This is a genomic window from Parabacteroides acidifaciens (genome assembly GCF_003363715.1).
Lineage (GTDB): Bacteria > Bacteroidota > Bacteroidia > Bacteroidales > Tannerellaceae > Parabacteroides > Parabacteroides acidifaciens.
The window spans coordinates 15,517-30,818 of sequence record NZ_QREV01000054.1 but is presented as its reverse complement, the minus strand read 5'-3'; the positions used below and the strand labels follow the sequence as shown (position 1 = coordinate 30,818).

Below are 15,302 nucleotides of genomic sequence, written 5' to 3'. Positions count from 1 at the left end.
TCTGCGTAATCTGCGCCCGTCTGCGTCCGGTAAATACGAGCAAACACACCGTTAAATCATCATTTATTGTTTCATATGGCAAATAATGAATCAATAGGATAAACCCGCCAGGACACAGACGCTATAACAAACAAATCATCCCGCCTTCCGGTTGGATAACCAATTGGATTGTTCCATCGGCTTTAACGGATGTCTCGGTCATGCGCGGATTGCGCTTCTTGTCATCATCATACACCGTAACTTTCTTTCCGGCAAACATAGGGAGAGTTATTTTCAGCTTCAGCGGTTCTTTACCGGCGTTGATACCTGCCACATACCATTTGTCGGCATGACGGCGGGCCAAAACACAATACTTACCGGGATAACCGTCAATAAAACGAATCTCATCCCAAGTAGTCGGCACCTGCTTCATAAAATCGATTTCAAAAGCCGGAACATCCGTCAGGTTATTAGGGGCAAGCGCAAAATTCTGGATCGGATTCTGAAATAAGACGGCTGTCGCCAACTGGAAAACATCGGTCGTTTTACGAATCGTACCGCCATCGTTCGTCCGGTTCAGACGCTTATTCAGCAAAACGCCTCCAAACTCCATGCAACCGATCGTATTCCGGATAAACGGATGCAGGCAGGCATTGAAAGCCTCATTATCATCATAATGCTGGTTGAATATCAGATTCTCGGAAGCCAGGACAGCCTCGCTCCCGACATAGTTCGGATACATACGTTCCCAACCGCGCGGAATTGTGCAGCCATGGAAAATGACCATCAACCCGTTATCGTCGGCATCACTCAGGATCGCTTCGTAAAGACGCATCGTTTCCTGTTTGTCACCACCGAAGAAATCGACTTTGATGCCCTTCACTCCCAGGCTGCGAAGCCATTTCATCTCCCGCTTGCGTATAATAGGGTTATCCATACAGTTGACCGGCCCCTGTTCGATATCATTCCAATAACCGCTGGAACTATACCACAGGAACACATCCACATGTTTGCGGTGCGCATAGTCGACAAGCGATTTCATCCGGTCGCGACCGATATTCGTATCCCACCAGTTATCGATCAATACATATTCATAACCCATCGCTGCTGCAAAGTCTACATATTTCACCTGGTCGTCATAATTAATACTCCCGTCCTGCCAGAGAATCCAGCTCCAGGTTCCACGTCCGAAGCGATAATCATGCTCTGTTTCATATAAAGGGTCTACGACATCCCAGGGAATAGTCGTTTCGACGATCGGTTTCAATGTTTCGCCGACTGTAAGCGTGCGCCACGGTGTACTGCCTGGTAGAGACAAACCGGGAGCGGCAGAACCGTTTCCATTATTTTCCTCCGGCATCGGAAATGCAATCGTGTACAAACCATCCGCTGTAGCATCACTCAAATGGGAAGCGCAATAACGGCTGTCGACACCCGTTTCACTGACAAGAACCCAGCCATCACCACCCACACGAAACAAGCAAGGGAATGTGTAACCATGCCCATACTGCGAACGTTCGTCCATTGGAGCATCAGCCTTGTATTCTTCCTCATAACTGGGCTTTGTCCGCTTCCAGCCGATCATGGCATCACTTTGCGGACACAGGAATGTAGTCGTGTAAGAAGGGAAATCGAATCCCGTCATTTCCTTCTCGATCATACAACTGCCGGTTTCCCCGTATCGCGGCATCACATAACGGAACGCGACATCGTTATTGCTGACACGGAAAACAACCTCGATTTTCTGCTGATCCGGATTGGCAAACGTACAGGTCAACTCGTTCGCCTGGTAATGAATACTCGATTGTTTGATGCGATCCTGCGTATAAGTCTTGTCTATCCTCCCGGCCTTATGCTCCACATAGGTCATGTTCTTGCTGAAATCACCGACATTCGAGACAAGTCCCAAAGGTGAATTTTCAAGTATTGTTTTCTCCTTATAGCTAACCCGGTAAACAGGTTTGCCATCTTTTAAAGAAACCTGAACTTCCAGGTTTTGATCCGGCCCTGCCACCGACAGTTCCTGTGCTGATAGCACGGAAACAGTCAGTGACAGTAGCAATGTTATTAAATCAGCTCTCATCTTTTCCGTCTTTAACATCTTCTATTCTTACAGCTTAAAACGATAAACTGAGAAACTGAGCGGACTCAATGTCACTTCTGTCTCCGGCGCTTCGATCTCGATATCGGATATGATAGGAATGATGCCGGAAGGATTACACAATGTATTCTTTGCTTCCAGATCCGAAGAATGAAGCAAAGTGAGCGTTCCTTTATGTTTACCGGCGGAAAGGCCGTTCATATTCAGTTTCACTTTTTTATGCCGGATTCCGGTATTGGCGATCTTAAGAATCAGCTCATTTGTCTTTTTGTCGACAGCGGCAGTGGCATAAAGATCGTTTTGTCCCGTTACAGGCTCATTCTGCATCGTTAACGGCAGTACATTCGTGCCGGCATTGTGGCCGTATAACTGCTGTACATAATAGTTAGGAGTTTTCACCAACGACAGATTGTCGAACCAGATCAGATCCGGACGCCATTGCCAGGCATCGACATGGGCAAAAAGCGGAGCGTATGTACATAAATGTACGACATCCGCATTTCGTTCGAGCCCCGTCATAAAGGCGGCTTCACAAAGGGCTGTCAGGAAGCTGTTCTCACGATTGGGAGCATGACAGGCGTATTCTCCGGCAAACACTTTCGGGCCTTGCCGATCATACGAATCATAGCGTTTGGCTCCGTTCAGGAACCATTCGGGAGAACGATAGAAATGTTCGTCCACCAAATCGACCTTCAGCCGTTTCATCTCCGGCCAGAGGTAATCGAAGTCTTCCCCTTCCGACTGCGGACCGGAACTCCCGACAATCTGTATTTCCGGATATTTGGCACGGATGGCCTTCACAAACGGTTCAAGACGTTCCGTGTAAAGCGATCCCCATTGTTCGTTGCCGATCGCAAGAAGTTTCAGGTTGAACGGGGCCGGATGTCCCATATCGGCACGGATCTTTCCCCATTTGCTGGTAACCGGACCATTGGCAAACTCGATCAGGTCGAGTGCGTCGTCAATATAGGGCTGTAGCTTATCCACCGGACAATTCTCATTCGGGTCATGATTTTCATACTGGCAGGAAAGACCGCAGTTCAATACGGGAAGCGGTTCGGCTCCTATATCTTCGCTCAACTGGAAATATTCGAAGAAGCCTAAACCGTAAGACTGGTAATAGTCGGGAAACTTCTTATGGGCAAATGTATAATTCCAGCGGTTGATGTTGATCGGACGGTTTTCAACTGGGCCGATCGTGTTCTTCCACTGATAGCGGGTTGCCTTGTCGGTCCCTTCCACAATACAACCGCCCGGGAAACGGAAAACACCCGGTTTCAAATCTTTCAACGCCTGCGCCAGGTCGGCACGCATCCCGTTCGGACGATTGTTGAATGTCTTTTGCGGGAACAAAGAAATATGTTCCAGATCGACAGTTCCTTTTGTAGCCATCGTAATACGCAGGCGGGAATGAGCCTCTGTTGCTCCTGGGGTCACGACTACCGTATATTTTTTCCATTCCTTACCGCTAACCTCAATTACTTTTTCTTCATACAGGTCGTTTTGGCTGTTCACCAGATTAATACGCAGTTTGACAGGCGCACCGGACTGAACACGGGCGTACAAAGAAAAATCATACTTTTCCCCTTCCCGGATACCGATACCTTTAAAACCTTCGTTATCCAAGCCTGTGCCGGTCAGTTCTTTTTCATAAGAAAGACGGACATAATGCGGGTTACGGTCGAAACAGGGATTTTTAGTCTGCACTGTCACATTCCCAAAGGGAGTCCAGCCACCAAAAGGATTATCGAACTCAAAAGAACGGTTCTTGATAAGCTCGGCGTACAAGCCTCCGTCTGCACCAAAATTGATGTCTTCAAAAAAGATACCGTACATGGTCGATTGGATAGGTGCACCCGGCCTCTGTACATCTATCTTAAACTCATTACTTTGTGCCATTAAACCGACAGCTCCCATACTAAATAGACACAGGGCAATGGCTTTTCTCATACTTTTTGTCATAGATATGTGTTTTTCCGTGAATATAAAGATTATTTAGTTGCAAATGTACACTAATTGTTTTGATTCAAAGGTGAGAAATCAGTCATTTTAGTCGACAAAAAGCCCTTTTATGCTATAAAACATCTTTAAAGTAGTGCATGAATACAAAGAAGAGAGTAATTTTACACACAATTTTGAAACATTATTTACATGAAGAACGAAAGCACGCTGTCTGGCTTAACTGTGGCTAACTTCAGCAAGCAATTAGACGGCAAGGAGACGATGCTATGCATCCTTACAAATAACAAAGGAGCAGAACTTACCATTACCAACTACGGTGCAAAAATTGTATCGCTTATGGTACCGGATCGGTCCGGAAAGTTAACCGATGTAGTGACAGGACACAATTCTATAGACGAATACCTGGTTTCCGAAGAAGCCTATTTCGGAGCAATCTGCGGACGATATGGAAACCGTATTGCAGGCGGAAAATTCACATTGGATGGTGTTGTGTACGATAAACTGGCTATCAACAACGGGCCTAACAGTCTGCACGGCGGTTTGAAAGGATTCAACTCCGTTGTCTGGGATCTGAACAAGATCGACAACCAGACGGTAGAGCTGAAATATACTTCCGCCGACGGCGAAGAAGGCTTCCCCGGAAAGCTCGATACGACTGTGACTTACCACCTCTCCGATGACAACGAAGTCGTGATTATGTATCATGCCGTAACGGACAAGCCGACTGTGCTCAACCTGACGAACCACTCCTATTTCAACCTCTCAGGCCAAGGCGATCCTTCCGTTTACGACCATAAACTGACGATCAACGCAGATTATTACCTGCCGACAGACGATACGGCTATCCCTTATGGCCCGAAAGAAAAGGTGGAAGGCACTCCGATGGACTTCCGCACTCCTCACGAAGTGGGCGAACGCATCGACGAAGATTTCGAAGCGCTGAATTTCGGAAAAGGATATGACCATACATATATATTAAATAAAACAGAAGAAAACGAACTGTCGTTCTGTGCCCGTTGCGTGTCGCCTAAAACCGGTATCGTAATGGAATGCTACACCACACAACCGGGCGTGCAACTATATACAGGTAACTGGATGACCGGCAATTTCGTTGGGAAGAACGGACAGCGCTATCCGGCCCGCGCCGCTCTCTGCCTGGAAACACAGCATTATCCCGACAGTCCGAATAAGCCGGAATATCCGTCCACCGTATTGCGCCCGGGCGAAGTATTCCAGAGCAAGACTATCTATAAATTCACGATTGAATAAATAGAATCCAACAGACCTAAATATTAATAATCTAAATATCTAAAAAGAAATGGAGTCAACTAAACAGAAAAGTTATGTATTACCAATAGCGATGATGTTCGCATTGTTCGCTATGATCTCTTTCGTTACGGGTTTGCCTCAACCTTTCGGGGCAATTGTGCAAAACGAATTCGGAGCATCCAACTTCGAAGCTACGTTAGGTTTCTTTGCAAACTTTATAGCCTATGCCTTTATGGGAATCCCCGCAGGTATGCTTTTGCAAAAAATCGGTTATAAAAAGACAGCGTTAATCGCAATTGTCGTCGGTTTTGTCGGTGTAGGTATCCAGGTACTTTCCTCTAAAATGGGATTTGCCACTTACGTTGCCGGTGCTTTCGTTTCAGGTTTCTCTATGTGTATGTTGAATACAGTAGTAAACCCGATGTTGAACACGCTCGGTGGTGGCGGCAAGAAGGGTAACCAGTTAATCCAGATGGGTGGTTCGCTGAACTCGGTATCAGCAACTATCGTTCCGGTTTTGGTCGGTTATCTGATGGGTACCGTTGTTGAAGAACGCACAATTGAAAAAGCATTACCCGCTCTGTACATCGCAATGGCTATCTTTGCCATAGCATTCCTGGTTTTGTTCTTCATGAGCATTCCGGAACCAAGTTTGGCTAAAGCTAAAAATGTAAAGAACGAACACAGCCCGTTGTCCTTCCGTCATTTCAAATTCGGTGCAATCGCAATCTTTGTGTATGTAGGTATCGAAGTAGGTATTCCTCATTTCGCAGGTTTGTTTATGATGACACCGGAAGCAGGCGGCGGTTTGGCAATCGACTCTACAATCGCTGGTTCGGTAGTAGGAACATATTGGTTCCTGATGCTGATCGGACGTTTGGTCGGAGCATCTCTGGGTGGTAAGTTTACAAGTAAAGCGATGCTTACGCTTGCATCAAGTGTCGGTATCCTGTTCATCATCCTTGCATTTGTCTGCCCGATCACAACTTTGGTAAGTATGCCGGTATTCAAGAGCGATATTTCTTTCGGTACGGCACAAGTTCCTATCAGCATCATGTTTATGGCGCTTTGCGGTCTTTGTACTTCCATCATGTGGGGTGGTATCTTCAACTTGGCTGTAGAAGGTTTAGGTAAATATACGGAAGCTGCTTCCGGTATCTTTATGGTATTGGTTTGCGGTGGTGGTATTCTGCCTCTGATCCAGGGCCAGATTGCCGATATGTCCGGATTCATGACCAGCTACGCTGTCATCCTCATCGCTTTGGCTTACTTGTTGTTCTATGCATTAGTCGGTTGCAAGAATGTAAACAAGGACATTCCTGTTGAATAAAAAATAAGTGTAACTATATGATTGAAGAAATTATCTAACTATATTTGTAGTCGGATAATTTCTTCAATTGTTTAATAACCTAATTAAAAAACAAATCTATCATGAGACAAAAAATCAGAAATAAATTTCAGGAGTTATTCTCTGTAGAAGGTAGCGTATATGCATCTCCGGGTCGTATCAATTTGATCGGTGAACATACCGACTATAATGGAGGTTTCGTATTCCCGGGTGCAATCGACAAAGGCATGATTGCTGAAATCAAGCCGAACGGAACAGGTAAAGTCCGTGCTTTCTCTGTAGACCTGAATGATTACGCCGAATTTGGTCTGAACGAAGAAGACGCACCCAAAGCAAGCTGGGCAAGATACATCTTCGGTGTTTGCCGCGAAATCATCAAACGTGGCGGACAGATCCAGGGATTCGACACCGTATTTGCAGGTGATGTTCCTCTGGGTGCAGGTATGTCCTCTTCCGCTGCATTGGAAAGCACATACGCATTTGCGTTGAACGACCTGTTCTCCCTGAACATCGACAAATTTGAATTAGCTAAGATCGGCCAGTCCACCGAACATAATTATTGCGGTGTAAACTGCGGTATCATGGACCAGTTTGCTTCCGTATTCGGTAAAGAAGGAAGCCTGATCCGCCTGGATTGCCGTTCACTCGAATATAAATATTTCCCGTTCCACCCGGTTGGTTACAAGTTGGTATTGCTGGATTCTGTAGTAAAACACGAACTGGCTTCTTCTGCTTACAACAAACGCCGTCAGTCTTGCGAAAACGCTGCAGCAGCCATCCGTCGCAATCATCCGGAAGTTGAATTCCTGCGTGATGCAACAATGGATATGCTGAACGAAGTGAAAGGTGACATCAGTGCAGAAGACTATATGCGTGCAGAATACGTAATCGAAGAAGTACAACGCGTACTCGACGTTTGCGAAGCACTCGAAAAAGACGATTACGAAACCGTAGGCCAGAAGATGTTCGAAACACATCACGGCATGAGCAAACTCTACGAAGTCAGCTGCGAAGAACTGGATTTCCTGAACGATGTAGCTAAGAAATGCGGTGTAACCGGTTCACGCGTAATGGGCGGTGGTTTCGGAGGTTGTACGATTAACCTGGTGAAAGAAGAGAAATACGATGCATTCGTGAAAGAAGCATTCGAATCTTACACAGCCAAGTTTGGTCACGAGCCGAAATTGTACAACGTAGTTATCAGCGACGGCGCACGCAAACTCGCATAAACATAATTAATTATAATTCCATAAAATCATGACAGCCGCTTTTTATCAGGAGGAAACCAAATTTTACGTTTCTGTAGACTGTATCATCTTAGGATTCAACCAGGGTGAACTTAATGTATTACTTTATAAACGGAAGTTTGAACCAATGTTAGGACAATGGTCCCTGATGGGCGGTTTTATCAAAGTCGGTGAGAGTATAGAAGAAGCCGCATCACGTGTGCTTACCGACTGTACCGGAATCGATAATCTTTTTATGGAACAGGTAGGTGCTTACGGAGATGTTACCCGCGATCTTGGAGAGCGGGTGATCTCCGTAGCATACTATTCACTGGTAAACATGAATGACTTCAGTGCCGAAACACTGGAAGAGCATAATGCCGTATGGACAAAGATCAGCGAAGTGCCGCAACTTATATTCGACCATAACCGGATGATCACCGACACGCTGGCACGCCTGCGCAGAAAAGCAGCTACCCGTCCGGTCGGTTTCAATCTGCTTCCCGAAAAATTCACTTTGCCTCAATTGCAAAGCCTGTATGAAGCAATCTACCAGACTCAACTGGATAAACGTAACTTCCGCAAGAAGCTCAATGCAATGGATATCCTGGAAAAGTTGGATGAGAAAGATAAGAAAGGTTCCAAAAGAGGAGCATTCTATTATATGTTCAACAAAGAAAAATACGATCGTTTGCTGGAACAGGGTTTCTACTTCTCGTTATAAAAAAGAGCCATCCGAATGCAATTTCGGCTTCATGCCCATGGGATTGGAATTTCTTGGGCATGAAACTAAAATTCCATGCCCGGGGAAGAAAAAGCAAAATAAAGGCAGCTATGTTGTAGAACATAGCTTTTTTTGTGCACTCACTTTACAAAAGTGTTACTTTTACACCCGACACATACAAACCACAATAAAGAAGTAAATAAGTATGGTTAAAGAGTTAAAAGAACAGGTTTTCGAAGCCAATCTGGGCCTGGTAAAACATGGGTTGGTCCTATTCACCTGGGGCAATGTCAGTGCCATAGACCGGGAAAAGGGCCTGATTGTAATCAAACCATCCGGAGTTTCTTACGAGACAATGAAAGCCAGCGACATGGTGGTACTCGATCTGGACGGAAATATAATGGAAGGCAAACTGAAGCCGTCGTCAGACACTCCTACCCATTTGGTTTTATACAAAGCATTCCCGGAAATCGGAGGAATCGTACACACCCACTCCACCTATGCGACATCGTGGGCACAGGCCGGATGCGACATACCGAACATCGGTACGACGCACGCCGATTATTTCAGCGACGCCATTCCCTGCACCCGCCAGATGACGAAAGAGGAAGTGGAAGGCGATTACGAAAAGGAAACCGGCAACGTGATTGTCGAACGTTTTAAAGAGTTGAACCCGGTGCATATTCCGGGAGTATTGGTCGGAAATCACGGCCCGTTCTCATGGGGAAAGGATGCAGCCGAAGCCGTCTACAACGCAGTTGTGATGGAACAGGTTGCCAAGATGGCTTACATCTCTTACGGAATCAATCCGCAACTTACGATGAACAAACATCTTATCACGAAACATTTCGAGCGTAAACACGGCCCGAATGCTTACTACGGACAAAAATAGAAATAAACATATAACAATTAAATCAATAGACCATGACAAATTTTAAAGATCTTGAAGTATGGTTCGTAACAGGAGCGCAGCTGCTGTACGGAGGCGACGCGGTAATCCAGGTGGATGCCCATTCCAATGAAATGGTAAAAGGATTGAACGAATCCGGAAACCTGCCGGTCAAAGTGGTGTATAAAGGAACTGTGAACTCGGCTAAAGAAGTGACAGCAGCATTCAAGGCAGCCAACAACGATGACAAATGTATCGGCGTCATTACCTGGATGCACACCTTCTCTCCTGCCAAAATGTGGATACACGGCCTGCAGGAATTGAAAAAACCGTTACTTCATTTCCATACTCAGTTTAACAAAGAGATTCCCTGGGAAACAATGGATATGGACTTCATGAACCTAAACCAGTCCGCCCACGGAGACCGCGAGTTCGGCCACATGGTAAGCCGTATGCGCAAGAACCGTAAAGTAGTGGTCGGACACTGGCAAGACCCAAAAGCACAGGCTAAGATCGCAATCTGGATGCGCGTAGCTGCGGCTTGGGCGGACGCACAGGATATGCTGATCATCCGTTTCGGCGACCAGATGAACAATGTAGCCGTTACGGATGGCGACAAGGTGGAAGCCGAGCTGAAACTGGGCTATCATGTAGACTACTGTCCGGTTAACGACCTGATGGAATACTATAATTCTGTAGAAGACAAAGACACACTGGAACTTGTCGGCAAGTATTTTGCAGAATACGACCATGCCCCCGAACTGGAAGACAAAAGTACGGAAGCATACGCCAAGGTATGGAACTCCGCTAAAGCAGAAATAGCAATCCGCCGTATCCTGAAAGACAAGGGAGCGAAAGCCTTTACCACAAACTTCGACGACCTGGGCAACTTCGACCAGATCCCAGGACTGGCATCTCAACGCCTGATGACGGAAGGATACGGTTTCGGTGCGGAAGGCGACTGGAAAACAGCAGCCTTATACCGTACGATGTGGTACATGAGCCAGGGAATGCCGAAAGGTTGTTCTTTCCTCGAAGACTACACGCTGAACTTCGACGGAGAACAGAGCGCAATCCTCCAGGCGCACATGCTGGAGGTTTGTCCGCTGATAGCCGAACACAAGCCGAAACTGGAAGTACACCGCCTGAGCATCGGTATAGACAGTGAAACGGCGCGTCTCGTATTCACCAGCAAACCAGGTGAAGGCGTTGCCGCGACAATCGTCGATATGGGTAACCGCTTCCGCCTCATTGTAAACAAAGTAGACTGTATCAAGAGCAAACCGCTGCCCAACCTTCCTGTTGCCAGCGCACTGTGGATTCCGCAACCGAATCTCGAGATCGGTGCTGCTGCCTGGATTCTGGCCGGAGGTACGCACCATACGAGCTTCTCCTACGACCTGACAGTCGAATATATGGAAGATTATGCCGATATCGCAGGCATCGAACTGGTGGTTATCGACAAGGATACGACGATCTCCAGCTTCAAGAAGGAATTGCAATACAATGACCTGTATTATATGTTGAACCGTGCATTACAGGCATAAGCTATGGCAAACGAACAATATGTTATAGGTCTTGACTACGGCAGCGACTCCTGTCGCGCCGTAGTCGTGAATGCAGCCACAGGCGAAGAAATCGCTTCGGCTGTCAAGTATTATCCCCGCTGGATGGAAGGAAAATACTGCGATCCGGCAAAGAACCGATATCGCCAGCATCCGCTGGATTATATCGAAGGACTGGAAGCGACAGTCAAAGAATCGTTAGCACAATGCCCTGCCGGAACAGCCGCAAAGGTGGTCGGTATCGCTTTCGATACGACCGGAAGTACTCCTGTCCTGACAGACAAGAACGGCACTCCCCTCGCCCTGCTGCCGGAATATGCAGAGAACCCGAATGCGATGTTCGTGCTCTGGAAGGACCATACCGCTATCCGGGAAGCTGCCGAGATCAATGAATTAGCTAAACGCTGGGGTATTGATTACACAGCATACGAAGGCGGTATCTATTCCTCCGAATGGGTATGGGCCAAGATGGCGCACGTGCTTCGCACAGACGACTGTCTCTGCAAAGACGCATATGCCTGGATCGAACATTGCGACTGGCTGCCTGCCCTTATCACCGGTAAGACAAAACCGGAAGAGGTGTACCGCAGTCGTTGTGCCGCCGGACATAAAGCCATGTGGCTGGAGAAATGGGGCGGGCTGCCTACGGAAGAATTCCTGACAGCCCTCGAACCTAAACTGGCAGGCTTCCGCAGCCATCTATTCGAAAAGACATATACCAGCGACACGCAGGTAGGAACTTTAACGCCGGAATGGGCGGAACGCCTCGGACTGACGACCGACGTTGCCGTTTCCGTCGGCGCATTCGACTGCCACATGGGAGCCGTAGGTGCGGAAATCACGCCCCGGACCTTCGTCCGTGTGATCGGCACATCGACCTGCGACATCATGGTTTCTTCTTATGAAGAGATGGGAGACAAACTGGTTCCCGGCATCTGCGGACAGGTAGACGGTTCCGTTATTCCCGGCATGGTAGGACTGGAAGCCGGGCAATCCGGTTTCGGAGATATCTATGCCTGGTTCAAACGTGTACTGGCATGGCCGCTCGAAAACATATTAGTCAAGAGTACGTTGATAGACGAAGAGACAAAAGCCAAGCTGATCGCGGAGACGGCAGACAAGATCATCCCGCTCCTGTCCGAAGAGGCAGCCAAGGTTCCGGTTAGCGAAAGTACGATCCTGGCGGTAGACTGGATGAACGGACGCCGGACGCCCGATGCCAGCCAACTGGTAAAAGGAACGATCACCGGCCTCAACCTTGCAAGCTCCGCTCCGCTTATCTTCCGCGCACTGGTGGAAGCGACGGCATTCGGATCGAAAGCCATCGTAGACCGTTTCCTCGAGAACGGTATCAAGATCGAGAGTGTGATCGGTATCGGCGGCATCTCGCTGAAATCCCCGTTTGTGATGCAGACATTGGCAGACGTATTGGATATGCCGATCAAAGTGGCAAAAGCAGAACAGGCATGCGCTTTCGGTGCTTCCATGTTTGCCGCCGTGGCAGCCGGTATATATGCCAAAATTGAAGATGCCCAGCAAGCTATGGGACAAGGTTTTGCAAAAGAATACCTGCCGAATCACGAAAATCATCTGACGTATCTTGCTCTTTATGAGAAATATCGGAAATTAGGAAACTTTACGGAAAATGAATTGTTTCAAGGATAGGATGGTCAATACGAAGAGATTGCCTATCTTTGCAAAAAAATAAAATAATTCATACGATGAACGATATTAAATTAATGAACAAAGCAGCAGACAACATCCGTATTTTGGCTGCGTCTATGGTTGAAAAGGCGAAATCCGGTCACCCCGGCGGAGCAATGGGTGGTGCAGACTTCATAAACGTACTGTTTTCGGAGTTTCTCGTATATGATCCCAAGAACCCCACATGGGAAGGCAGAGACCGCTACTTCCAAGACCCGGGCCATATGTCGCCTATGCTTTATTCAGTACTCGCCCTCACAGGTAAATTCACTATCGACGAACTGAAACAGTTCCGCCAGTGGGGTAGCGTAACTCCGGGCCATCCCGAAGTCAACGTGATGCGTGGTATAGAAAACACATCCGGTCCGCTGGGACAAGGCCATACCTACGCCGTAGGTGCCGCTATTGCCGCCAAGTTCCTGAAAGCACGCCTGGGTGACGTTATGAATCAGACGATTTACACATATATTTCTGACGGAGGTATCCAGGAAGAAATCTCACAGGGAGCCGGACGTATTGCCGGTACGCTGGGACTGGATAACCTGATTATGTTCTACGATGCCAACAACATCCAGCTTTCTACAACCGTAGAAGAAGTGACTGCCGAAAACGTAGCCATGAAATACGAAGCATGGGGCTGGAAAGTCATTACGATCAACGGAAACGACGTTGCGGAAATCCGCCGGGCACTGACCGAAGCGAAAGCCGAAACATCCCGTCCGACCCTGATCATCGGAAATACGATCATGGGTAAAGGTGCCGTTGGTCCGGACAACAGCAGCTACGAAAACAAGGTTTCCACACACGGACAACCTCTTTCCGCGGCCGGCGTATCGATCGCAGACACAATCAAGAACTTAGGAGGAAACCCGGACGAGCCGTTCCAAGTCTTCCCCGAAGTTGCAGAACTGTATGCTAAACGGACTAAAGAACTGGAAGCAATCGTTGCCGAACGCTATGCTGCAAAAGCAGAATGGGCAAAGGCAAACCCGGAGTTGGCTGCCAAGATGGAACAATGGTTCTCAGGCAAAGCGCCCGTTATCGACTGGAAAGCTATCGAACAGAAGCCGAACCAGGCAACCCGCGCCGCCTCTGCCACAGTCTTAGGCGTATTGGCTACCCAGGTTGAAAACATGATCGTTTCTTCTGCCGACCTTTCCAACTCGGACAAGACAGACGGTTTCCTGAAGAAGACACATTCATTCGTGAAAGGCGATTTCAGCGGAGCATTCTTCCAGGCCGGCGTAGCCGAACTGACGATGGCTTGCGTATGTATCGGTATGTCACTGCACGGAGGTGTTATCGTTGCTTGCGGTACATTCTTCGTATTCTCCGACTACATGAAACCCGCTATCCGTATGGCTGCCTTGATGGAACAGCCGGTTAAGTTCGTCTGGTCGCACGACGCCTTCCGCGTTGGTGAAGACGGGCCGACTCACGAACCGGTTGAACAGGAAGCACAGATCCGTCTGATGGAAAAACTGAAGAACCACAAGGGACATAACTCCATGTTGGTACTTCGTCCGGCAGACGTGACCGAAACGACGATTGCATGGAAGATGGCGATGGAAAACACAGCCACTCCTACCGCATTAATTCTTTCCCGTCAGAACATCACTGACCTGCCCGCAAAAGGAAACCGCTATGAGGAAGCTTTGCAGGCAGAAAAGGGAGCTTACATTGTAGAAGGCGACGAGAATCCCGATGTAATCATGGTCGCTTCCGGCTCGGAAGTATCCACACTGGAGGAAGGAGCAGCACTGCTTCGTGCCGACGGCATCAAGGTTCGCATTGTATCTGTTCCGTCTGAAGGATTGTTCCGCAGCCAGAGCAAAGAATACCAGGAATCTGTCATTCCGGCAGGAAGCAAGGTATTCGGACTCACAGCCGGCCTGCCTGTCAACCTCGAAGGATTGGTTGGCGCCAACGGTAAAGTCTGGGGACTCGAATCATTCGGCTTCTCCGCTCCTTACAAGGTGCTGGATGAGAAGCTCGGCTTCACAGGACAGAATGTCTACAATCAGGTAAAAGAATTATTAGCATAAGAAACACATAAAGAGAGGTGTTGCAGAGGCGACACCTCTCCCTCTAACAGATAAATATGAAAACACTCGGTTTATGTTGTGACCACGCAGGGTACGAATTGAAAGAATACGTAAAACAAATACTCGACTCGAAAGGGTTAGCTTATAAAGATTTCGGAACCTGTTCGACAGAAAGTTGTGATTATCCCGATTTCGCCCATCCGCTCGCTAAAGCGGTAGAAGCCGGTGAAGTATATCCCGGAATAGCAATCTGCGGAACCGGAAACGGAATAGCCATGACACTCAATAAACACCAGGGAATACGGGCAGCTCTATGCTGGATGGAAGAAATAGCACGTCTCGCACGCGAGCATAACGATGCAAACATACTTGTCATGCCCGGCAGATTTATCAGTCAAGAGGAAGCCACTCGCACGGTCGAAGCCTTCCTGAACACCTCGTTTGAAGGCGGTCGGCATCAACGCAGGATTGACAAAATCCCCTTGTAGCA

The 15,302-nt window shown here is 47.8% G+C and carries 11 protein-coding genes; 9 read left to right on the top strand and 2 right to left on the bottom strand.

Annotation, left to right across the window (positions count from 1 at the left end; translation table 11 throughout):
- Positions 1 to 121 precede the first annotated feature (121 nt).
- Together DWU89_RS17035 and DWU89_RS17030 are read right to left on the bottom strand one after the other, a co-directional pair.
- Positions 122 to 2,062, bottom strand: a complete 1,941-nt coding sequence (locus DWU89_RS17035) for a glycoside hydrolase family 97 protein (RefSeq protein WP_115500836.1) — start codon at positions 2,060 to 2,062, stop codon at positions 122 to 124.
- A 27-nt stretch (positions 2,063 to 2,089) separates the two neighbouring features.
- Entirely contained in the window at positions 2,090 to 4,042 is a 1,953-nt protein-coding gene (locus DWU89_RS17030; RefSeq protein WP_115500835.1) for an alpha-L-arabinofuranosidase C-terminal domain-containing protein, read from the bottom strand.
- A 189-nt stretch (positions 4,043 to 4,231) separates the two neighbouring features.
- Here DWU89_RS17030 and DWU89_RS17025 point away from each other — a divergent pair, with 189 nt between their 5' ends.
- The 9 genes from DWU89_RS17025 (at position 4,232) to rpiB (ending at position 15,300) form a co-directional block, all read left to right on the top strand.
- The gene (locus DWU89_RS17025) at positions 4,232 to 5,311 is read left to right on the top strand and encodes an aldose epimerase family protein (RefSeq protein WP_115500834.1); all 1,080 of its coding nucleotides are present in this window, start codon (positions 4,232 to 4,234) and stop codon (positions 5,309 to 5,311) included.
- Positions 5,312 to 5,360: 49 nt separating this feature from the next.
- Positions 5,361 to 6,641: an MFS transporter gene (locus DWU89_RS17020; RefSeq protein ID WP_115500833.1), complete on the top strand. Its 1,281-nt coding sequence runs from the start codon at positions 5,361 to 5,363 to the stop codon at positions 6,639 to 6,641.
- A gap of 101 nt (positions 6,642 to 6,742) precedes the next feature.
- Positions 6,743 to 7,888 (top strand): galactokinase, encoded by a 1,146-nt coding sequence (gene galK, locus DWU89_RS17015; RefSeq protein WP_115500832.1) that lies wholly within the window; start codon positions 6,743 to 6,745, stop codon positions 7,886 to 7,888.
- Positions 7,889 to 7,916: 28 nt separating this feature from the next.
- Entirely contained in the window at positions 7,917 to 8,609 is a 693-nt protein-coding gene (locus DWU89_RS17010; protein WP_115500831.1) for an NUDIX hydrolase, read from the top strand.
- Between the two features lie 205 nt (positions 8,610 to 8,814).
- On the top strand, positions 8,815 to 9,501 hold the full coding sequence (locus tag DWU89_RS17005; protein ID WP_115500830.1) for an L-ribulose-5-phosphate 4-epimerase: 687 nt from the start codon (positions 8,815 to 8,817) through the stop codon (positions 9,499 to 9,501).
- 32 nt (positions 9,502 to 9,533) lie between these two features.
- The gene (gene araA / locus DWU89_RS17000; RefSeq protein WP_115500829.1) at positions 9,534 to 11,045 is read left to right on the top strand and encodes an L-arabinose isomerase; all 1,512 of its coding nucleotides are present in this window, start codon (positions 9,534 to 9,536) and stop codon (positions 11,043 to 11,045) included.
- Positions 11,046 to 11,048: 3 nt separating this feature from the next.
- Positions 11,049 to 12,728, top strand: coding sequence for a ribulokinase (locus DWU89_RS16995; RefSeq protein WP_115500828.1), 1,680 nt, complete (start codon positions 11,049 to 11,051; stop codon positions 12,726 to 12,728).
- 56 nt (positions 12,729 to 12,784) lie between these two features.
- The gene (locus DWU89_RS16990; protein WP_115500827.1) at positions 12,785 to 14,812 is read left to right on the top strand and encodes a transketolase family protein; all 2,028 of its coding nucleotides are present in this window, start codon (positions 12,785 to 12,787) and stop codon (positions 14,810 to 14,812) included.
- A gap of 56 nt (positions 14,813 to 14,868) precedes the next feature.
- On the top strand, positions 14,869 to 15,300 hold the full coding sequence (rpiB, locus tag DWU89_RS16985) for a ribose 5-phosphate isomerase B (protein ID WP_115500826.1): 432 nt from the start codon (positions 14,869 to 14,871) through the stop codon (positions 15,298 to 15,300).
- The last annotated feature ends 2 nt before the right edge of the window (positions 15,301 to 15,302 follow it).

Excerpts from the sequence above, each read along its gene's own strand:
- DWU89_RS17035 (WP_115500836.1), bottom strand. The coding sequence starts at position 2,062 with ATGAGAGCTGATTTAATAACATTGCTACTGTCACTGACTGTTTCCGTG.
- DWU89_RS17030 (WP_115500835.1), bottom strand. The coding sequence starts at position 4,042 with ATGACAAAAAGTATGAGAAAAGCCATTGCCCTGTGTCTATTTAGTATG.
- DWU89_RS17025 (WP_115500834.1), top strand. The coding sequence starts at position 4,232 with ATGAAGAACGAAAGCACGCTGTCTGGCTTAACTGTGGCTAACTTCAGC.
- DWU89_RS17020 (WP_115500833.1), top strand. The coding sequence starts at position 5,361 with ATGGAGTCAACTAAACAGAAAAGTTATGTATTACCAATAGCGATGATG.
- galK (WP_115500832.1), top strand. The coding sequence starts at position 6,743 with ATGAGACAAAAAATCAGAAATAAATTTCAGGAGTTATTCTCTGTAGAA.
- DWU89_RS17010 (WP_115500831.1), top strand. The coding sequence starts at position 7,917 with ATGACAGCCGCTTTTTATCAGGAGGAAACCAAATTTTACGTTTCTGTA.
- DWU89_RS17005 (WP_115500830.1), top strand. The coding sequence starts at position 8,815 with ATGGTTAAAGAGTTAAAAGAACAGGTTTTCGAAGCCAATCTGGGCCTG.
- araA (WP_115500829.1), top strand. The coding sequence starts at position 9,534 with ATGACAAATTTTAAAGATCTTGAAGTATGGTTCGTAACAGGAGCGCAG.
- DWU89_RS16995 (WP_115500828.1), top strand. The coding sequence starts at position 11,049 with ATGGCAAACGAACAATATGTTATAGGTCTTGACTACGGCAGCGACTCC.
- DWU89_RS16990 (WP_115500827.1), top strand. The coding sequence starts at position 12,785 with ATGAACGATATTAAATTAATGAACAAAGCAGCAGACAACATCCGTATT.
- rpiB (WP_115500826.1), top strand. The coding sequence starts at position 14,869 with ATGAAAACACTCGGTTTATGTTGTGACCACGCAGGGTACGAATTGAAA.